The organism is Calothrix sp. 336/3, assembly GCF_000734895.2.
GTDB lineage: Bacteria > Cyanobacteriota > Cyanobacteriia > Cyanobacteriales > Nostocaceae > 336-3.
Genome location: NZ_CP011382.1, coordinates 2738313 through 2758504, shown reverse-complemented (window position 1 = coordinate 2758504; position 20192 = coordinate 2738313). Strand labels below are relative to the sequence as shown.

15 protein-coding genes and 1 pseudogene are annotated in these 20192 nt (G+C 40.9%); 9 read left to right on the top strand and 7 right to left on the bottom strand.

The window, feature by feature from the left end; translation table 11 throughout:
* The first annotated feature begins 41 nt into the window (after window positions 1-41).
* Window positions 42-1210: pseudogene (locus IJ00_RS11645) on the top strand (anion transporter).
* Window positions 1211-1359: 149 nt separating this feature from the next.
* Here the strand turns inward: IJ00_RS11645 and IJ00_RS11640 are convergent.
* From IJ00_RS11640 to IJ00_RS11630, 3 genes are all read right to left on the bottom strand, one after another.
* Window positions 1360-3135, bottom strand: a complete 1776-nt coding sequence (locus IJ00_RS11640; RefSeq protein ID WP_035153215.1) for a ribonuclease J — start codon at window positions 3133-3135, stop codon at window positions 1360-1362.
* 294 nt (window positions 3136-3429) lie between these two features.
* Window positions 3430-4314 (bottom strand): 4-hydroxy-tetrahydrodipicolinate synthase, encoded by an 885-nt coding sequence (dapA, locus tag IJ00_RS11635; protein WP_035153212.1) that lies wholly within the window; start codon window positions 4312-4314, stop codon window positions 3430-3432.
* 165 nt (window positions 4315-4479) lie between these two features.
* Window positions 4480-5526 (bottom strand): aspartate-semialdehyde dehydrogenase, encoded by a 1047-nt coding sequence (locus IJ00_RS11630; protein ID WP_035153211.1) that lies wholly within the window; start codon window positions 5524-5526, stop codon window positions 4480-4482.
* Between the two features lie 1017 nt (window positions 5527-6543).
* On the opposite strand from IJ00_RS11630, the gene tig reads away from it, so the two are divergent.
* The 4 genes from tig to IJ00_RS11610 all read left to right on the top strand — a co-directional run bounded on the left by tig (window position 6544) and on the right by IJ00_RS11610 (window position 11263).
* Entirely contained in the window at window positions 6544-7932 is a 1389-nt protein-coding gene (tig, locus tag IJ00_RS11625; protein ID WP_035153209.1) for a trigger factor, read from the top strand.
* A gap of 374 nt (window positions 7933-8306) precedes the next feature.
* Window positions 8307-9002: an ATP-dependent Clp endopeptidase proteolytic subunit ClpP gene (gene clpP / locus IJ00_RS11620; RefSeq protein ID WP_035153208.1), complete on the top strand. Its 696-nt coding sequence runs from the start codon at window positions 8307-8309 to the stop codon at window positions 9000-9002.
* 9 nt (window positions 9003-9011) lie between these two features.
* A complete protein-coding gene (gene clpX / locus IJ00_RS11615) occupies window positions 9012-10355 on the top strand; it encodes an ATP-dependent protease ATP-binding subunit ClpX (RefSeq protein ID WP_035153207.1) in 1344 nt (447 codons plus the stop codon).
* An 83-nt stretch (window positions 10356-10438) separates the two neighbouring features.
* Window positions 10439-11263, top strand: coding sequence for an alpha/beta fold hydrolase (locus tag IJ00_RS11610; protein ID WP_035153205.1), 825 nt, complete (start codon window positions 10439-10441; stop codon window positions 11261-11263).
* Between the two features lie 112 nt (window positions 11264-11375).
* On the opposite strand, the gene IJ00_RS11605 is transcribed toward IJ00_RS11610, so the two are convergent.
* Window positions 11376-12359 carry a GntR family transcriptional regulator gene (locus IJ00_RS11605; protein ID WP_035153202.1) on the bottom strand — a complete coding sequence of 328 codons (984 nt, stop codon included), beginning with the start codon at window positions 12357-12359 and terminating at the stop codon, window positions 11376-11378.
* Window positions 12360-12554: 195 nt separating this feature from the next.
* On the opposite strand from IJ00_RS11605, the gene IJ00_RS11600 reads away from it, so the two are divergent.
* Entirely contained in the window at window positions 12555-13310 is a 756-nt protein-coding gene (locus IJ00_RS11600) for a dienelactone hydrolase family protein (protein ID WP_035153200.1), read from the top strand.
* 66 nt (window positions 13311-13376) lie between these two features.
* Window positions 13377-14276 (top strand): S1 RNA-binding domain-containing protein, encoded by a 900-nt coding sequence (locus IJ00_RS11595; RefSeq protein ID WP_035153198.1) that lies wholly within the window; start codon window positions 13377-13379, stop codon window positions 14274-14276.
* An 11-nt stretch (window positions 14277-14287) separates the two neighbouring features.
* Here IJ00_RS11595 and IJ00_RS11590 read toward each other — a convergent pair whose 3' ends face one another.
* Window positions 14288-14758, bottom strand: a complete 471-nt coding sequence (locus tag IJ00_RS11590; protein ID WP_035153195.1) for a hypothetical protein — start codon at window positions 14756-14758, stop codon at window positions 14288-14290.
* A 174-nt stretch (window positions 14759-14932) separates the two neighbouring features.
* Here IJ00_RS11590 and IJ00_RS11585 point away from each other — a divergent pair, with 174 nt between their 5' ends.
* A complete protein-coding gene (locus IJ00_RS11585) occupies window positions 14933-15145 on the top strand; it encodes a helix-turn-helix domain-containing protein (RefSeq protein ID WP_035153193.1) in 213 nt (70 codons plus the stop codon).
* A gap of 19 nt (window positions 15146-15164) precedes the next feature.
* Here the strand turns inward: IJ00_RS11585 and dnaN are convergent, their stop codons facing one another.
* The gene (dnaN, locus tag IJ00_RS11580; RefSeq protein ID WP_035153192.1) at window positions 15165-16331 is read right to left on the bottom strand and encodes a DNA polymerase III subunit beta; all 1167 of its coding nucleotides are present in this window, start codon (window positions 16329-16331) and stop codon (window positions 15165-15167) included.
* A 909-nt stretch (window positions 16332-17240) separates the two neighbouring features.
* Window positions 17241-18614 (bottom strand): chromosomal replication initiator protein DnaA, encoded by a 1374-nt coding sequence (gene dnaA, locus IJ00_RS11575; RefSeq protein ID WP_035153188.1) that lies wholly within the window; start codon window positions 18612-18614, stop codon window positions 17241-17243.
* A 164-nt stretch (window positions 18615-18778) separates the two neighbouring features.
* On the opposite strand from dnaA, the gene IJ00_RS11570 reads away from it, so the two are divergent.
* Window positions 18779-20023: an HhoA/HhoB/HtrA family serine endopeptidase gene (locus IJ00_RS11570; RefSeq protein WP_035153186.1), complete on the top strand. Its 1245-nt coding sequence runs from the start codon at window positions 18779-18781 to the stop codon at window positions 20021-20023.
* Window positions 20024-20192: the final 169 nt, after the last annotated feature.

The window sequence follows — 20192 nt, the reverse complement described above, 5'->3', positions numbered from 1 at the left end:
GTGATTGTGGTGTGATTGTGGTCAATATTGCTGTGTATAGCATGTTGGGTTTGACTCACCTAGGATTAGCACTAGGTTATCTCCCCAATTTACGGATGAACGTGCCACTATTGCGTTGGTGGGGTCAGCATGTTTAATTGCTTTTGGTGTGTTGAATCTAAAAACAGCATGGCAAGCAATTGACCAGACGACCATTGTGTTTCTACTGAGCATGATGGTTATCAATGCCAACTTAGCCTATGCAGGGTTTTTCTCGCAGGCTTTAACAATACTATTGAGCGTAACTCGCAGTCCTTTCGGTTTACTAATAGCTTTAACTGGGGCTAGTGGCATCCTTTCTGCCTTCTTTCTAAATGATACCTTAGCGCTGATTTTTACACCACTGACCCTGAGCTGGACTCAAACTTTGAATTTAAATCTCGTACCTTACTTGCTGGCGATCGCCGCAGCTACAAACATTGGTTCTGTGGCAACCCTGAGCGCCAATCCGCAAAATATCTTAATTGGTTCCTTGTCTGGTATCTCCTACCTAGATTTTGCCCGGACTTTCACACTTGTAGCCTGAGTAGGCTTAATTATTCAGGTTACCCTGCTATGGATTCTATACCCTGATGTCTGTTCTACGCAACCCTGTCAGGCATGTTTTTTTCCATAGCAACATCTCTTCAAACCCTTACTATATAAAAGTTTGGCGATTACGACTGGATTAATAATTACCTTTACCACAGGTTTTCCCTTAGCAGAATCTGCACTATTTGTAGCCAGTTTCTTACTTATTACCCGTCCTATCAAACCCCAACGTATTCTCAAAAAAGTTGATTGGAATCTCTGATTAATGTTTTTTGGTTCATTTATCTTGGCAAGGGTGACTGAAAAATTGCATTGATTGCAACCATTCACCCAAAGTATCAATACCCCTGCAAGTTTGTTGGGGATCACAGCCATTTTGTCCAATCTAATTTCTAATGTCCCTGCAATTCTCTGATTGCAACCATTGATCCCTGATGGGAATACTCAGTCTTGGCTACTGTTAACAGTCAGTTCAACCCTTGCTGTCAATCTTACTATATTCGGTTCCGTAGCTAATTTAATAGTTGCTGAAGCTGCCAATGATTTGGGATACAAACTTGCTTTTGCTACTCACCTCGGTTTCGGCTTTCCCTTAACTTTCATCACCTTGTTAATAGCTTACTGGTGGATTGGCTCATAAAGATAGGGGCTTACTATTGCAAACCCCTATGATTATTATTTGATTTTCAAAAGTTAAGGATGGTGCGAAAATAACCTGAAAAATTTTATCTGGAAGCTAAATTTAGCAAGCCCAATAAAGTTTGTGCAAATTATTTTCTACACAATTTTCTAGGATGCCACTTGAGCAGCTGTACGAGTTCTTCTTCTTCTGCCATCACCAACTTGTACAGGGGGTTGATCGGGAATTTGCATTAGTAATGTTACAGTTGGTTGACATTGTAACTCTCGTTTCAAAGAACGCATCAGTTCCCGTTCTAAGACTACCTGCAATCCACCCCAATCAATGTCTGGTTGTCCACCTTCAAAGGATTGAGGTGCAAAATCAGACCAACGAACACTAAGGATTTCTTCAATTCTTTGCTGTACCCATTTTTGTAACAGACTCCGCTCAATACTAGTAACCACACCCCGTAGGTGAATTTCTGGTTTGGCTAATAATTTACCATGCCAATCAATTGCGGCAGCAATGGTAACAATTCCTTCTGATGCCATTTTTTGCCGTTCCTGTAAGACCTTAGCGCTTACCATTCCCGAACTTGATGTATCAACAAGTTCTAAACCAGATGGGACTTTTCCACCCACGCGCAGGGAATTTTCTGTCAACTCTACAATGTCACCGTTGTTGATAAGTACCATATTATCTGGTGAAATTCCCATGCTTTGAGCAGTCTGGGAGTGTTTCACTAACATCCGATGTTCGCCATGAACTGGTACAAAGAACTTTGGACGTGTCAAGGCAATCATTAACTTTTGGTCTTCTTGACAACCATGTCCCGAAACGTGAACTCCCTTATCTCGACCATATACTACATTTGCCCCCTGCATCATCAACTTATCAATAGTATTGACTACAGCAATGGTGTTACCAGGAATGGGGTTAGCGGAAAAGACAACAGTGTCACCTGGACGAATCCGAATATGGGGATGTTCTTTATTGGCAATACGTGTCATCGCTGCCATTGTTTCACCCTGGGAGCCAGTAGTTAGAATTATGACCTTTTCGTCTGGCAAATTCCGGATGGCATTTAGGGGTTGAAGTAGCTCATCTCGACACTTAATGTAACCAAGATTACGAGCATGGGCAATTAAATTTAACATTGAGCGCCCAACTACAGAAACCGTGCGATGGTGTTTTTCTGCCAATTGCAGCACCATATTAATCCGGTGAACACTAGAGGCGAAGGTCGTAACAAATAGTCTACCCTCTGTTTGGGAAAAAACACGGTCGAGGTTGGGGTAAACAGAACGCTCGGAAGGGGTAAAACCTGGTACTTCAGAATTTGTCGAATCACTGAGAAGACACAGGACTCCTTTTTCTCCATGTTCTGCTAAACGCTGGATATCAAATTTCTCACCATCTACTGGTGTGTGGTCAAATTTAAAGTCTCCTGTATGAATCACCACACCCAGGGGTGTATGAATTGCCACTGTGAAACTATCAGCGATTGAGTGAGTATTACGAATGTACTCGACAAAGAAATGTTGACCGATACGAACGACATCACGGGGAGACACTGTTCTGAGTTCTGTGCGATCGCGCACTCCTGCTTCTTCTAATTTTCCTTCTAGCATTGCCATCGCTAGACGTGGTCCATAAATTACAGGAATTTCAAATTGTTTGAGGTGAAAAGCAATTCCCCCAATGTGGTCTTCATGACCGTGGGTGACAATCATCCCTTTAATTTTATGGCGATTTTCTCGCACATAGGTCATGTCTGGTAAAACAATGTTGACTCCGTGCATCCCATCTGTAGGAAATGCCAACCCTGCATCTAAGAGGATGATTTCATCTTCATATTCAAATACACAAGTATTCTTCCCAATTTCATGTAAACCGCCCAAGGGAATAATTTTTAGGGTAGATTCTATTTCGTTTTTAGCCATTTTCTCCTGAGTTTGTTTTGTAGTTTAATAAAGTAAATATTTAGGTATTTTTGAAACAAACAACTGATAGTACTTGTCTATTTAAGTCCGTTAACAAGCAATATAATTTAATTGGTAATTGAGCAATAAATACAGTCTACACAGAATTAATCACTAAAGTTTTTAGTCTGTTTTTTTGTTTGTTCAATTTTTCTGTCGTAACACAAAAGTCTCAATAATAACCTGGTAAAAATTACGCATAACACTTTTTGTGTTCCAGAAACTCAGCCAATGAAAATTTACTCTTGACAGTAGCTATGGTTCTGCTATTTGTTGAAGCACTACTTGTAACTTCTGACTGATGGTACTGTCATGATCACAAAGTGGGGGACGGGTAGAACCTACTTGCCACCCTTGAATTTTGAGTGCTTCCTTGACTGGAATCGGATTGGTAGTGATAAATAAGGTTTTGAATAGGGGAAATAATTTCAGGTGGATTGCCTTTGCTAATTGAATATTTCCAGAATCAAATGCTTGGATCATCTGTTGAAGTTGATTACCCACTAGATGAGAAGCTACACTGACTACTCCCTTAGCACCAACCGCTAACATTGGTAAAGTTAGGGAATCATCGCCAGAATATATTTGAAATTCCTGTGGTGTCAAACGCCGAATTTCACTGACTTGATCCAAATTTCCACTTGCTTCTTTAATGCCAATGATGTTTTGAATCTCCGCTAACCTAGCAACTGTTTCAGGGCTAAGGTTTTGACCAGTTCGACCTGGTATATTGTATAGCAGCAAGGGCATACCATCAGAAGCTTGGGCGATCGCCTGGAAATGTTGAAATAATCCAGCTTGAGGTGGCTTATTGTAATACGGAACTACTTGTAAAACACCATGTACGCCTATTTTAGCGGCTTTTTGAGTGGCAGCGATCGCTTCTTTTGTAGAATTGGAGCCACATCCTGCCATCACTAAAGCTTTATCACCTACTGTCTCCAAAACGGTAGAGAACAATTGGTATTCTTCTTCCCAACTGAGAGTTGGTGATTCCCCAGTTGTCCCACAGACAACTAACGTATCTGTACCGTTCTCTACCAAGTGTAACGCTAACTTCGCAGCTACGTCATAATTCACACTGCCGTCTTCCTGAAACGGCGTAATCATCGCAGTTAAAACTCTACCAAAATCTACCACCCTTTATTTCACTCCTGATTAATCTATCCTGATTTTTTATTACTTGGTGGCTCTCTATAATGTCATAACCTATTTGCGAATTCCTTTCAAGGGGGCATTCGTACCTTGGCTATTTGTCAAGAGTCTGAGTTATTGTTAGTTTTCCAAAACAAATAACTAAATTACTTACAGATTGCCTAGAGATGCTAGCTGGGGATTGAGTAAACTTCTTTCTACTAACAATTCTGCAATTTGTATAGCATTCAATGCCGCACCTTTACGAATTTGGTCACCACATAACCACAATTCTAAGCCACAAGGATGAGAAATATCTTGGCGAATTCTTCCGACTAAAACTTCATCTTTACCTGTTGCTTCTTTCGGCATTGGGAAATAATTATTGTGCCAATCTTCCACTAACTTAACTCCTGGAGCTTGACTAATAATTTCTCTAGCTTTATCGGGGCTAAATGGAGTAGAAAATTCCAAATTAATAGCTTCAGAATGGGCGCGCAAAACTGGAACCCGTACGCAGGTGGCAGTAATTCTGATATTCTGATCGGCAAAAATTTTCCTTGTCTCATTCACCATTTTCATTTCTTCTTCACAGTACCCTTGATCGTTAATCGGTGTATTGTGAGGGAATAGGTTAAAGGCTAAGGGATAGGGAAATATTTCTGATGTTGGTTCTTTTCCGGCAAGAATTTCTGCTGCTTGATTTTGTACTTCTGCCATGGCTTTAGCGCCTGCACCACTAGCAGATTGATAGGTAGCAGCAACAATTCTTTGGATGGGTTGAACTCGATGGAGAGGGTAAATCGCAACAGCCATCAAAATTGTTGTACAGTTGGGATTGGCAATAATTCCCCTATGGCTAGCTGCTGCTTCCGGATTTACCTCTGGGACAACTAAAGGTACATCAGGATACATTCGGAAGGCACTAGAGTTATCGATGACTACTGCACCTTTTTCGACTGCCTTTGGTGCCCATCTCTTAGAAGTTGAACCACCAGCACTAGCAAGGACGATATCTATGTTTTCTAGAGATTGCTCGCTAACAGCTTCTACCAGTAAGTTCTCTCCTCGAAAAGAGATTTTCTGCCCTGCACTCCGTTCCGATGCTAGCAATTTTAAATCCGCTATGGGGAAATTGCGGCTGGCTAATAACTCTAGAAGTTCGTAACCGACAGCACCAGTTGCTCCTAAAACGGCGACTCTATAGGATTTAGACAAATTGACTTCCTCCTTAAATAAACTACAAGTGAATTAAGTTTTTATCCCTAATTGTCAATGTTGAGAAAAATAGCTCACTTACCCATAAACCAAGAATTCTTAATATGATAAATAATCAATATTTTTAAATTTATTGAAAGTATTATTGATAATAATAATTTTTTCTCAATGTTTTCGTGGCTTGAAGCTCCCTCTCCTTAATTTGAGCCAAATTTTTGTTTAGTTAAGTTTAAGAAATAAAATATATATACACAAACATTATAATACAACAATTATCTGCAATTGAAACAATATTCAGGGAAAAATTTTCAGAGTTGTTTTAATTTATCAACATTCAGATAATTCTATTCCTCTGATTTTTTGCTAATTTACGTCAGAGTAATGGAAAAAGTTTTGGTGATTTGAGTTTGACTAGTTGAGGTAATGAGAACTGCTTCTGTTAACTCTTAGGCTTCCTTCTGTCATAAATTCTAGGGTATATTTTTCTCCTTTCACTACTATAACTACATAATACTCCTGATTTACTAGGAGATGGCAGGAGAGTTTAACAGAATTAGGTTGATATAGACAAGGGATGTACTATGATTCAAAAGGATTCGAGCTGGTTTAGCTCAAAAGTTAGAGAAAACCTCTACAAGTAGGAGCAGTAGGTCAAAGCTGCTGGATTATGGGAGCAGTTTGGTACTTCGGATTCAATTAACCAATATCATACTGCTTTACTGCTTGAGAACCAGGATATCACGCAGCTAGTTATTTCTGTGTGAAATATCAGTTTGAGAAGTCCAATAGCTCAAACTAACTTTATATTCTAGGTGTCCAGAGCTTGACCCTAGGCAGTAAACTGGATACCTGTTCACCAGCACCCATCCAGAGGGTAGTGAAAACCTCAGGGATTTCTTCCCGAGTGAACTACTAAACATCAATTTAGCTAGATGCCAGCTTGGCTTCTGTCCAGAAGTGGAACTACGGCATCTTGTGTACTTGTAGGCAAAATAGCAAAATTCATCGAGACGTAGCATGAAAGTTACCCAGGAAAAACTTCCCGCCAGTCAAATTGGTCTGGAAATAGAGATTACACCGGAAATGACCAAGCAAACCTATGAGCAGGTAATTCAGAATTTATCTCGCTCTGCTAACATTCCTGGGTTTCGTAAAGGGAAGGTACCTAGACAAATTCTTTTGCAGCATATGGGAATGACACGCATCAAAGCTGCGGCATTGGAAGAATTAATCCAAAATGGGATTGAAAATGCAGTAAAGCAAGAAGATATTCCGGCGATCGGTCAACCCAGATTACGCTCTTCTTTTGAGGATTTAATCAGTAATTATGAGCCTGGAAAACCCCTAGTAATTTCTGCTGCGGTAGATATTCCTCCAGAGGTGAAGGTCGTTGAGTACACTGGCTTACAAGTCCAAGCTGAGGAAGTCCCCTACGACGCAGCAAAGGTAGATGAGGTATTAGATCAAGAGCGTCAACAGATGGGAACATTGATTCCTGTGGAAGGACGTGCAGCACAATTGGGAGATGTTGCTGTAGTCGATTTTAAGGGTGTGATTCCGCCAGGTGAAGGGGAAGAGGGAGAAGCTGAACCAATTCCAGGGGGAGAGGGTACAGATTTTCAGGTTGAGTTACAGGAAGATAAATTTATTCCTGGGTTTGTCTCTGGGATAGTTGGGATGAATTCTGGGGAAACGAAGGAAGTGACAGCACAGTTTCCCGATCCCTATCCCAGTGAAGAGTTAGCAGGAAAACCAGCAGTTTTCACAATTACTCTCAAGGAATTAAAAGAAAAAGAATTACCTGAGTTGAATGATGATTTTGCTCAAGAAGTGAGTGAGTACGAGACATTAGCAGAATTACGCAGTTCCTTAGAGGAGCGTTTCCAGAAAGAAGCAGCAGATAAAACTAAGGGTAATAAGCAAGAAGCTTTATTAAATGCTTTGCTCCAAAAAGTTGAGGTAGATTTACCGGAGACAATGATTGAGCAAGAAGTAGACGCGATGCTTACACAAACAGCAATTCGTCTATCTCAACAAGGTTTAGATGTGAGAAAATTGTTTACCCAGGACGTGATTCCTCAATTAAGAGCGCGATCGCGGGATGAAGCAATTGAGAGATTAAAGCGATCGCTAGCTTTGCGGGAAATTGGTACACGGGAGTCTATCGCTGTCACAGCAGAGGAAACTACCCAAAGAGTTCAAGAGTTGATGGAACAATATTCCGAGGAAGAAATTGATACCGAAAAACTCCAGGATGTGGTAGAAAACGAGCTATTAACCGAGAAAATTATTGATTGGCTCCTCGAAAATTCTACGGTGGAACTAGTACCAGAAGGTAGTCTAGCCAAGGAAACCGCACCAGAAGCAGCAGAAGAGTCTGAACCAGAGGCGAATACAGAAGAGTAAGTCTAGGGGAATTGGGGATAGGTAATTAATGTCACCGAATGAGGTAATAAGACTCAATCATTCCCCACCTCCCCAAATATTTTATTTATTTTGTTTTTTTAGAGGCGATCGCCCTGTAATTTCTCCCACATAGCCCATATAATCTTCAGGCAGTTGTAGTTGAGCAAATCTTTATGTTTGCTACTGATTCTCTCCTTTTGTAAATCTTCGCTAGAATGTGCCCGTCATCACCTAGTTATCTACATACTCCGTTTACACGATCAGAATCTAGATAGGGCATAATGGTTATCACATACCCAAGATGCAATTTTCTTCGCTAGCATAAACAGCAATAGCTGTGCCATGTTTATTCTTTCGACAGTCCAACATTAAATATGCTTGTATCGCAGTCGGGATTTAACCCCATCAATAGTCTGAGTCCTTTCCTCAGTCATTCCCAAAACCACCCCAACAACATCGTTCCCATGGTGGTAGAGCAATCAGGTATGGGAGAAAGAGCTTTTGATATCTATTCTCGCTTACTGCGAGAGCGGATTATCTTTTTGGGCACACCCATAGACGATGCAGTCGCTAACACCATTGTTGCCCAACTACTTTTCCTCGATGCTGAAGATTCGGAAAAGGACATTCAAATCTATATCAACTCCCCTGGTGGCTCAGTCTACGCAGGTATGGCAATATATGATACAATACAGCAAATTCGCCCTGATGTTGTAACTATCTGTTTCGGATTAGCAGCTAGCATGGGGGCATTTTTGTTAGCCGCAGGCACCGCAGGTAAGCGCATGTCTCTGCCAGACTCACGAATCATGATCCACCAACCCCTAGGTGGTGCCCAAGGTCAAGCAATAGACATAGAAATTCAGGCAAAGGAAATTCTTTATATTAAAGCCCAGTTGAATCAGTTGCTCTCCCAGCACACTGGTCAACCTCTAGAAAAAATCGAAACCGACACTGATCGTGACTTTTTTATGTCGGCTGAAGAAGCAAAAAACTATGGATTGATCGATCAGGTCATCACCAGGCAAAACCTTCCCACAGCAGGGGAAAACGTCACCATTCTGAAATAAGAGGCTGCTATGTCTAAGTATGACTCCCATTTGAAATGTTCGTTTTGTGGCAAGTCTCAAGAGCAGGTGCGTAAGCTAATCGCTGGACCGGGAGTCTACATCTGCGATGAATGCGTTGACTTGTGCAATGAAATTCTGGATGAGGAACTTCTGGACAGTAACAGTACCGCCGGTGTTACCCAACCAACACCTAAAGCAGAACCTCCTCAGAAACGTCGTGTTCGTTCTAGTGAACTTTCCTTTAGTCAAATCCCCAAGCCAAGGGAGATTAAGAAGTATTTAGATGAACACGTAATTGGTCAGGACGAGGCGAAAAAAGTCCTTTCCGTGGCAGTTTATAACCACTATAAACGTCTCTCCCTTATCCAATCTAAGGGTAGTAAAAATGGTGGAGATGACGCTGTAGAACTCCAGAAATCAAATATCCTCTTAATTGGACCTACGGGTTGTGGTAAGACACTTCTAGCCCAAACTCTAGCGAAAATATTGGATGTTCCCTTTGCTGTTGCTGATGCCACAACTCTCACCGAAGCTGGTTATGTGGGAGAGGATGTGGAAAATATCCTCCTACGGTTATTACAAGTAGCCGATTTGGATGTAGAAGAAGCTCAACGGGGTATTATTTATATTGACGAAATTGATAAAATTGCTCGCAAGAGTGAAAATCCCTCAATCACCCGTGATGTCTCTGGGGAAGGTGTGCAGCAAGCATTATTGAAGATGCTTGAAGGAACAGTGGCAAACGTTCCTCCCCAAGGTGGACGAAAACATCCCTATCAAGATTGCATCCAAATAGATACGAGTAACATTCTGTTTATTTGTGGTGGTGCTTTTGTTGGTTTGGAAAAGGTTGTAGACCAGAGAATTGGCAAAAAGTCAATAGGTTTTGTACAGCCAGGTGAAGGACACACTAAGGAAAAACGAGCTGCAGATGCAATTCGCTATTTGGAACCAGGGGATTTGGTAAAATTTGGAATGATTCCTGAGTTTATTGGACGGGTGCCGATGGTAGCAGTTTTAGATCCGTTAGATGAAGAAGCACTGATGGCAATTCTTACCCAACCTCGTAGTGCCTTAGTGAAACAATATCAAAAACTCTTGACCATGGACAATGTCCAATTAGATTTTAAAGGAGATGCTCTGAGGGCGATCGCCCAAGAGGCATACCGACGTAAAACAGGAGCTAGAGCGTTACGTGGTATTGTTGAAGAGTTAATGCTAGATGTGATGTATGAATTACCATCTCGCAAAGACGTAAGTCGTTGTACGGTGACAAGGGAAATGGTAGAGAAGCGTTCTACTGCGGAACTAATTATGCATCCTTCCTCTTTACCCAAACCGGAATCCGCTTAAACAGTCATTAGTTATTTATTGGGTTTTGTTTGTTAGTCTGGGTATGATAGTATCTCCCCATCAGGCATCATAAACTCTAAAAAATGCCATACATTTCTATACGTGGCGTTGAACATTATTATGAATGGTTGGGAGAATCACTTTCGGGAAATAAACCGATAATGGTGTTTATTCATGGTTGGGGTGGTTCAAGTCGTTATTGGCAAAGCACAGCAACAGCTTTAGTAGATAAATTTGACTGTTTGCTTTACGATTTACGGGGTTTTGGACGTTCTGGGGTGCATCCCACGGCTAATTTAGGTTATGAATTAACAAGCTACGTCCAAGATTTAGCCATATTATTAGATATGCTAAGGCTGGAGCGTGTTTATATTCATGCCCATTCCATGGGTACTTCCATTGCTACTCTGTTTGTGAGTCAGCATCAACAGAGAGTAGAGAAATTAATTCTCACCTGTGGAGGCATTTTTACCTATGATGAAAAAGCTTTTGCTGCTTTCTACAGGTTCGGTGGCTATGTTGTGAAATTTCGCCCTCCATGGCTGCTAAAACTACCATTTTTGGATAGGATTTTTATGGCAAGATTTCTACATCGTGCCATTATTCCCGAAGAAAGGCGTGCTTTTTTAGAAGATTTTTTATTAGCAGATTATCATGCTGCTTTAGGGACAATGTTTGCTTGTGTAAGTCAAGAACAAGCAGAATTATTACCTCAAAAGTTTGCTCAATTAGCTCTACCCACTTTGATGATTTCTGGGGAATTTGACAAAATAATTCCTGTCAGTTTGGGTAAGGAAGCAGCAGCTTTAAATCAGATGATTGAGTTCCAAGTTATTCCTCAAACAGGTCATTTTCCTATGTTAGAAGATGAAGCAACGTATTTACAGACGTTAGGAAAATTTTTGTAATTCAGAAAAGACTGAAATTTACTGCCAATCAACTCTTTGAAAAATTTACAGGATTGACAGAAATAGGAGATGGGAGAATTTTTCAATAATGAAAATCCCACACCCCTAACTTTTATCCCAAGCCAAGTTCTCGTTTGAGTAAATTTATCGACTTAGTGCCAATATAATTATCGCAACGAATCAGCTTAGGTGGACGAATTAAATCCTCCTGAGCAGCTTGTACTGCGGCATGAACATGGGGGTGACTTGCCTGATCGGCAAAGATAACCTGCGCCCTTTTTATCATGGCTTGCAGCTTATAGGAGTCCTTGGGTTGAGATGTCATGACAAGCAATTCATCTCCTCGCAAGCCGTGGAGAATCACTTCCGCAGCACGTAAAATCCCTGAACTCAAACTCACTATCCCAATACAACTTTCTTTGACGAGATTCTTAACTTGATTAAACTCCTTAGCATAGTCGTAGATATCCAAGGGAATAACTCGTACTGCTTTTGGTGCGGCGATCGCCTCCACATCACCAATAAAGTAACGACTTGTAACAACCGTGGCAGAGGTGGTTTTATCCAAAATACTAGTCAGTTCCTCCATCGCTACAAGCTGGATGGGAATTTTCAAGGATTCTTCCAATTCATAAACCATTAATTCCCCAGCACCAATATCCGTTGCGGGAACAGCCACCAATACCCTCGCACTACAACGTAGTCGCCAGTCTATCTCTGCTAAAAATAATTCCCTGGCTTCACTTAAGGAGCAACCTTGAGAAAGCAGTTCGTCTAAAGCCTGTTGTACTATTTTATACGCATCGGGATGTTCTTTGAGAATTGGAGATTGTAATCTACTACCCCCTTCATGTCCCTGGGCGCGAACATAAATGCCAGAACCAGCCAAACTTTCTACCAAGCCATCATCTTCTAGTTGGCGGTAAACCTTGCTAATAGTATTCCGATGTAATCCAGTTTGCATAGCTAATGCTCTGGTACTCGGTAATTTGTAACCGGGTGGATATTGCCGAGAAGCGATCGCAAACCGAATCTGATTAAACAGCTGGGTAGATGCGGGTATTTCACTGTCTGGCTGAATACGGAACTGAATCATCACCAAATCTCCTAGGTGCAGATATTTATAACCAGCTGTGATTGCTACTTGTAGAATATTTTATTTATACATAGGATTTGTGTTGTAGGGCTTTGCCATAGGGGAAGTGGAAATAATTGATAGTTGGATAGTAAATAGTTTTGAGCCATTGACATGGGTATATAGAATTGTCACATAATACTGGTAAAAACTATTATGGCAGAGCAAGCAATCGATACAGCAATAGTTAAAATTTCCCAGACAGATGTGGTAATTGATGCCTATTTAGCAAAACCTCAAGCACCTGGGATTTATCCAGGTGTAGTGGTATTACAGGAAATTTTCGGTGTGAATGCTCACATTCAAGAAGTCACTAATAAAATTGCCCGTGAAGGCTATGTGGCGATCGCCCCTGCTCTATTTCAGCGCCAAGCGCCTGGTTTTGCAACGGGTTATACCCCAGCAGATGTGACTATTGGTAGACAATATGCTTGGGAGCAAACTACAGCACCTCAGCTACTGGGCGATATTCAAGCTGCAATTAACTACTTGAAGACCTTACCAGAGGTGAAAAAATCTCCTTTCGGTTGTATCGGTTTTTGCTTTGGTGGTCACGTTGCTTACTTAGCCGCTACCCTGACTGACATTCAAGCAACAGCTTCCTTTTACGGTGCAAGAATTACTACTAGTACCCCTGGAGGCGGTGCTGCCAGCATCACTTTAACATCAAACATATCTGGAACAATTTATACTTTTTTTGGAAATAATGATACGAGTATTTCCTTAGCAGAAATCGAAAAAATGCAAGCAGAGTTAGAAAAATACAACATTCCCCATCGCGTATTCCGCTACGATGGAGCTGACCATGGATTTTTCTGTGACCATCGCTCTAGCTATAATCCTAATGCCGCGATGGATGCCTGGGAGCAAGTTAAGCAATTGTTTGCGACTTTATCCCCTAGTAGCCAATGACTTAATTTCTGCTCATACAGAATCTTGATTAGGCATTGGCAATATTACAATTTATTTGCAAAAGTCATGAATTCAGAAGCCAAAATTTCTCAAACAGCTAATTCAGCGTTCACCATGGACGATTTTGCCAAAGCTCTGGAAACCCATGATTACCAATTCCAGAAAGGACAAATTGTTCACGGGAAGATTTTTCAACTAGAGCCAGATGGTGCTTATGTTGACATCGGTGGTAAATCATCTGCTTTTATCCCCCGCGATGAAGCGACTTTGAGAAGTTTTACTAATTTGGCAGAGGTATTACCCCTAAACGAAGAGTTAGAGTTTGTAATTATCCGTGAACAGGATGCGGATGGTCAAGTTACAGTCTCTAGACGACAATTAGAAATTAACCATATTTGGACAAAACTGACACAGTTGCAGGAAAAATCCCAAGCAATCGATGTCCGTGTCATGGGCGTCAACAAGGGCGGTATTACCGTTAATGTTCAGGGTTTACGGGGTTTTATCCCGCGATCGCACCTCACAGAACGCGATAACCTCGAATCACTCAAAGGTCAAACTCTCACTGCTGGTTTTCTAGAGATAGATCGCAGCAATAACAAACTTATCCTCTCCCAACGTCTAGCTAGCCGTTCTGCTAACTTTAACACCCTTGAAGTCGGTCAGTTGGTAGAGGGTAAAATTACAGGTATTCGACCTTTTGGTGTATTTGTTGATGTTGAAGGTATTAGCGCTTTATTACACATCAAACAAATTAGCCAGAAATTCATCGAGAATCTAGAAAAAGTCTTTCAACCTAATCAAGTTATTAAAGCTATCATCCTTGACTTGGATGAGGGCAAAAATCGTGTCGCCCTATCTACTAGACTGCTAGAAAATTTCCCTGGAGAATTCCTGGAGAATTTTGAGGAAGTCATGAATTCTGCGGAAGCAAGAGCAGAGAGAGCCAGGAAACAAGTGGAATAGCTAATTGATTCTTACCCACAAACTAATACCTGTTGTAATTCTCTCAAGCTATCCTCAGCGAAGGCAAACTGAATTGCACCTAATAAACTTTGCCAATGGTGCAATTCAAATCGAGAATTGGCTTGATGCATTTCTTTAATTAAGAAATCTACCCACCACTTGGGCGCTAAATTCCGATAAAAACTGTGGTGTTGTTTGCGCCACCGTCGCCGCCATTTGACCATCTCTGCTCTAGTCGGTAGTTGCACACCCAGGATAGGAGGAAAGTCAGCATAACTGACAAATTTACTCACACCTTTAGCGTGAACATAAACCACATATCGCCAACACTCTACTACATAAATATCCTCATACTTGATATCAAACATCAAGCAAACAGCATCTTCTGTTACGAATCTTGCCATGGGATGAATCCGAGGCGACCGATGAACAATTTTTGATTCACGGATGACAAATGCTTTTGGCTTGGGTAATGATAACATAGTAGACAAATCCTTGGATTTGTAGATGAAATAAGTCCAGATTCAGGGATTGGTTGAATACGGATGCGATTGCCCTTCAGTTTTCCAGTCCGGGGGGCGATCGTTTTTTAGAGTATTATATATAATACAGCATTTAAACGATAGATTCTCATCAATCGTCAATAAATCTTAAAGATGGGACTGATTAAGTTAAGAATTCGAGAGTTTGCGGACGAGAAAGGCTGGACACTCAAGGATGTAGCAGACCATTCTGGAGTGGCTTACAGTTCTGTGAGAGCCTATGCTAGAGCTCCTGGTTTAGCAATGGTTGATTACACTTCAATTCGGAAAATGGCGCGTGCCTTAGATGTCATGATTGAAGATTTAGTTGTAGTAGTTGAGGAGTAACAGCTGCTGGGAGTAATGATTAATTTCGCAGTTGGACAGGCATTGCCAAGTATGTCATTTTTGTTTCTCCTAGGGGGGTAAAAATGACTGGGGTTAAGGCTTGATTCAATTGCATGAGGATTTCTGTAGCTGGAAGGGCTTTTAAGCCTTCCATGAGGTATTTGATGTTAAAGGCAATGTCAATATTCTCACCAGAAATTTGTGCAGGTATTGATTCCCTACCACTACCAATATCTTGAGATTCAACAGACAAGGTAATTTCCTGGCTAGCTGCATCAATACTGACTTTGACGATGTTATTTTTCTGGTCAGCCAAAACAGCTATACGCTCCAATGCACTGACAAATTGCCTTCTATCCAGGGTCAATTCTCGTTGGAACTGGTGGGGTATGAGTTGCCTATAGTTAGGGTACTGCCCTTCTAGGGTACGACTGGTAAGACGTTGATGCTGCCAGGAAAAGACTATTTGCCCCTGTTCTAGGGCTACAGTCACAATTTCTGCGGAGGCAGAACTAGTTGTCAGCATTTTTTCTAGTTCCCTAAGCGCTCTAGCAGGAATTGTAACTTCTATCTGATTGTCAATCACATCTGGGGTTTCATTGGTTGTTTCTACCACCGCTAAACGATGTCCATCGGTGGCAGCAAATTCTAAGACATCTGGTTTGACAGTCAAATGAACTCCTGTCAGAACTTGCTTTGTTTCATCAGCGCTAGTTGCCAGTAATGTACCACGTAATCCCTCAATTATCGCCATGGCACTGAGTTGAATTGCTTGGGAGCTATCGATGGTTGGTAGCTCAGGAAATTCTTCTGCACCCATAGCACGCACTTGGTAGCATCCACTGACTGGGGTGAGAGTCACAAGAATTCCCTCTGTTGCGGATAGGTTATCCGATGCTGTGGAAGCCTCGTCATCAAGGGTTATTTCCCCTTCTGGCAGACGGGAAACTATGTCATTGAGGAGCTTGGCAGGCATGGCGATCGCCCCACTTTGCCAAACCTCCGCAGTAAAGCTGGTACGAATACCTAAACTTAAATCAAAAGCCGTGAGACTTACCTGATTGGTTTCAGCATCTGCTTGTAGTAAAACATTAGCTAGTACAGGATGAGTCGGGCGCGAAGGGACAGCTCGATTAGTTAAGGAAAGATTCGTACTAAGGTCACTTTGAGTGCAAACTAGCTTCATGGTCAGGTTGAGCCTGTGTGTTGGATATATTATCACCTGTCCGGTGAAAATAGTCATGCCGATAAAATCACTGCCAAAGTAATTGCAGTTACGGGATGGTTGTAGAAAATAGAGGGCAGAACTATCTCAGTATTCAGTGCTTGATGATTATTTCATGTCCTCTCCACTTTGGCAATTCCCACATACTCTCAAAAGTCGATGACAGGAATTTTTATTTGAGAAAATTGGCAGTTAAGTACTGAGGGATATTCCTTCTGAGTATCACAAGCTGTTCCGTAATCAATTCACAGCTTAACTACTACTAATAAAAGAATAATTATTTATTTAGTAGTAGTAGTAGTTGTGGAAACTGTGGAAAACTTCTGTGAATTGTTCCTGAATAAAGCTTTCAAAGGTTTTCGCCTGTGGAAAACTTGTGGAAAAGCAAGGGGGTTTTTCCACAGGGTGTTAAGACTCAAAGAAGTTTTCCACTATCCAGGGGAAGTTTTCCACAGAGATTTGCTCAGTTTTCCACAGATTTTCCACAGATTTTCCACAGGTAAAAATATTATTAAGGTTTTTTTATACTCAAGTTAATATGTGGTTATTTTTGGAAATCAGCAGTTTTTCTGAAATTTCAGACTTAAATATCAGCAATATGATTTTAGGCAGGGAATTTGAGATTATGAATATTTCCCAAGGTATAGATTATTTCAACCTCTGTTTTCATCTGAATTGCTAAATTGGTATAAATTTAACTTGGGTTTTAAGTTTAATTCACTACTGGAATTCAATTTTTAGTGTTGCCGAATCATGACATGACTACACCATATTTTGAATGGTGTTTTGATTTTTTAGTCGTTAATTTATCCTGTAGTTATGCATGTTCAAGTGTTTATACCCAATTTCGCATTATTCTTTAGGGATAGATTACTTGTGAGGGCGACTTGTCATATTAATGCGATCGCTTAACTGACGTAGAGTTTGAGTTAGGTTATTATCACTTTCTCGCAGTTGAGCGATTTTTTCACAGCTGTAAATTACAGTTGTATGGTCTTTACCACCGAACTCTTCCCCAATTCTTGGTAAACTTAAATCAGTGTGCTGACGCATTAAATACATTCCGATTTGTCTTGCCCAACTAATCTCACGACGACGGGAATTGCTCTTAATATCTTCAATAGAAATATCAAAAGCATCGGCAACTACGGATAATATTGCTTCTGGAGTAGCGGCAATTTTTTCCATTGGTTGCTCTAAAACTGGAGAAATATTTTCTACAGTCATAGGTAAACCCCAGATAGAAATATAAGCTAGGGCGCGAATTAAGGCTCCTTCTAGTTCCCTAATATTAGAGGTATAATTCGCAGCGATATACTCGATGACATCTCTAGATAGACGGATATTTTCATATTCTGCCTTTTTTTGTAAAATTGCCATCCGTGTTTCTAAATCTGGTGCTTGGATATCGGCAATTAAACCCATGGAAAACCGAGAGCAAAGTCTTTCCTGTAGTCGAGGTATTTGGTTAGGTGGACGATCCGAAGCTAGAACAACTTGTTTTCCAGCTTCATGTAAGGTATTGAAAGTGTGGAAAAATTCTTCTTGGGTATATTCCTTGCCTTCAATAAATTGAATATCATCTACAAGTAATACATCCGCAGCTCGGTAATGTTCCCGAAAGCTTTGCATACTATCTTTACGGATAGCCGTAATTAAATCATTGGTAAATTGTTCTGTAGAGACGTAGAATATCTTGGCATCGGCATGAATTTCTAGACGATAATGCCCAATGGCTTGCATTAAATGGGTTTTACCTAAACCCACACCACCGCATAAAAATAGGGGGTTAAACTCTCTGCCAGGAGATTCCGCCACTGCCAAAGCAGCTGCGTGTGCCATACGATTATTAGCACCAACGACAAAGCGTGAAAATACGTATTTATGATTGAGGTCTGTTGTTTTGACCCGATTTTTCGTATTGCTGTCTGTATTATTTTGTACTGGTAATGCCCAGGATGTTTCCGGTTCATGGATGGGAGAAACTTCTTCTCCTTTGTTGACTGTGATATAAATTTCTACTGGGTGTCCCAGGATATCTTGAACAACGTTAGCGATAGTCTTGATGTAATACTTTTGTAGCCAATTACGGGCAAAGGGGTTGGGTGTGCGAATGATTAAACAATTGTTTTCCAAACGTTCAGCGCTGGCAGTTTTGATCCAAGTTTCAAAGGTGGGACGGGATAACTCCAGTTGTAAACGCTCAAGTACCTGACTCCAGAGATTGTCTATAGGAATTTCCATCATCTACCACCAATGCTTTTAATCGTCACAATAGAAAATATAAGTAAGTACCAATTTTGCCAATACTCTCTAGACTAGGCTCTAGATTTACAATTGTAATTTTTTGGGCTGTTTCGGTAGGCAGTATCCTACCATTACTGTTTCATACGGAGAAGTAAATACACATGAAGGTAGTAAAGCATAATCATAAGGTAAAAAATATTGATAGTTGGAAAATTAGCCCAATTAAATTATCTAGCCAGTTGGTATTGATGTTTTTTGGTACTGTGGCGATCGCCTCCCTCAGTAGTTGTTCTAGTATTGGTAATACTTTATCCAGTGGCAAAGATACGAATCTACAAGCGGAAGCACAAACCTCTCCAGCAAATAGTGTAGTCAATACATCTCCACCAATTATTGCGACATCTGGCGATCCCAACTTCGTGGTTAAAGTAGTACAAAAGGTTGGACCTGCGGTAGTACGGATAGATTCAAAGAGGACTGTAACACAGTCTGATGATACTGACCCCTTATTACGCCGCTTTTTTGGGGAATCTCAACCACAACAACGGGAGGAACGGGGTAGTGGCTCTGGGTTTATCATTAATGCTAATGGTCAAATTCTCACAAACTCCCATGTAGTTGATGGAGCAGATGAAGTGACTGTTACCCTCAAAGATGGGCGAAACTTCAAGGGTAGAGTTTTGGGTGAAGACCAGGTGACAGATGTTGCGGTCATTAAAATTGATGCGACCAATTTACCAGTAGTCGGTTTGGCGAATTCTGATAGTCTACAACCGGGAGAAGCTGTAATTGCGATTGGTAATCCCCTAGGGTTAAATAATACTGTTACTTCTGGAATTTTGAGTGCTACAGGTCGTTCTAGTAGTGATATTGGGGCAACTGATAAGCGAGTAGATTATATTCAAACCGATGCTGCGATCAATCCTGGGAATTCTGGGGGTCCGTTGTTGAATACCAGGGGTGAGGTGATTGGGATGAATACAGCTATTATTCGAGGAGCGCAGGGTTTGGGGTTTGCGATTCCCATCAATACTGCTCAACGGATTGCCCAGGAATTAATTAGTAAGGGTAAAGTGGATCATCCCTATTTGGGAGTCAAAATGGTGACTCTGACTCCAGATATTAAGGAGAAGTTGAAAAATCAGATTGGGATTGATATTCCTACAGAAAAGGGAGTTTTGTTGATTGAAATTATTGGGCGATCGCCAGCAGCAATTGCCGGATTGAAAGCTGGTGATGTGATTCAGGGAATTAATAATCAACCGGTTGTCCAAAAGGAGGATGTACAGAGATTGGTTGAGAAAAGTAAAATTGGAGTCCCCCTCAAAATTCAAATTCAACGCAATGGACAAAATTCAGAAATCTCTGTTACTCCTGCTGCTTTACCTGTAACCAGACGTAACTAATTCTAAAATTGACTATATTGATAAGAGATACAGCGAGTTTAAGGTCTGTGAATGACACAATTTTAGACAAATTGCTCAACCTCGGAATTTGAATTAGACACTGTATCTCAATAAATCAAAATTGCTGTCATCAATCAAGATAAATAGTAGTCTAATTAGTATTTTGTAA

What these genes read in the sequence shown, in the direction of transcription:
- IJ00_RS11640 (WP_035153215.1), bottom strand. Translation starts at nt 3,135, where the DNA reads ATGGCTAAAAACGAAATAGAATCTACCCTAAAAATTATTCCCTTGGGC.
- IJ00_RS11610 (WP_035153205.1), top strand. Translation starts at nt 10,439, where the DNA reads ATGCCATACATTTCTATACGTGGCGTTGAACATTATTATGAATGGTTG.
- clpX (WP_035153207.1), top strand. Translation starts at nt 9,012, where the DNA reads ATGTCTAAGTATGACTCCCATTTGAAATGTTCGTTTTGTGGCAAGTCT.
- IJ00_RS11590 (WP_035153195.1), bottom strand. Translation starts at nt 14,758, where the DNA reads ATGTTATCATTACCCAAGCCAAAAGCATTTGTCATCCGTGAATCAAAA.
- tig (WP_035153209.1), top strand. Translation starts at nt 6,544, where the DNA reads ATGAAAGTTACCCAGGAAAAACTTCCCGCCAGTCAAATTGGTCTGGAA.
- clpP (WP_035153208.1), top strand. Translation starts at nt 8,307, where the DNA reads ATGCTTGTATCGCAGTCGGGATTTAACCCCATCAATAGTCTGAGTCCT.
- IJ00_RS11595 (WP_035153198.1), top strand. Translation starts at nt 13,377, where the DNA reads ATGAATTCAGAAGCCAAAATTTCTCAAACAGCTAATTCAGCGTTCACC.
- IJ00_RS11605 (WP_035153202.1), bottom strand. Translation starts at nt 12,359, where the DNA reads ATGATTCAGTTCCGTATTCAGCCAGACAGTGAAATACCCGCATCTACC.
- dnaN (WP_035153192.1), bottom strand. Translation starts at nt 16,331, where the DNA reads ATGAAGCTAGTTTGCACTCAAAGTGACCTTAGTACGAATCTTTCCTTA.
- IJ00_RS11585 (WP_035153193.1), top strand. Translation starts at nt 14,933, where the DNA reads ATGGGACTGATTAAGTTAAGAATTCGAGAGTTTGCGGACGAGAAAGGC.
- IJ00_RS11600 (WP_035153200.1), top strand. Translation starts at nt 12,555, where the DNA reads ATGGCAGAGCAAGCAATCGATACAGCAATAGTTAAAATTTCCCAGACA.
- IJ00_RS11570 (WP_035153186.1), top strand. Translation starts at nt 18,779, where the DNA reads ATGAAGGTAGTAAAGCATAATCATAAGGTAAAAAATATTGATAGTTGG.
- dnaA (WP_035153188.1), bottom strand. Translation starts at nt 18,614, where the DNA reads ATGGAAATTCCTATAGACAATCTCTGGAGTCAGGTACTTGAGCGTTTA.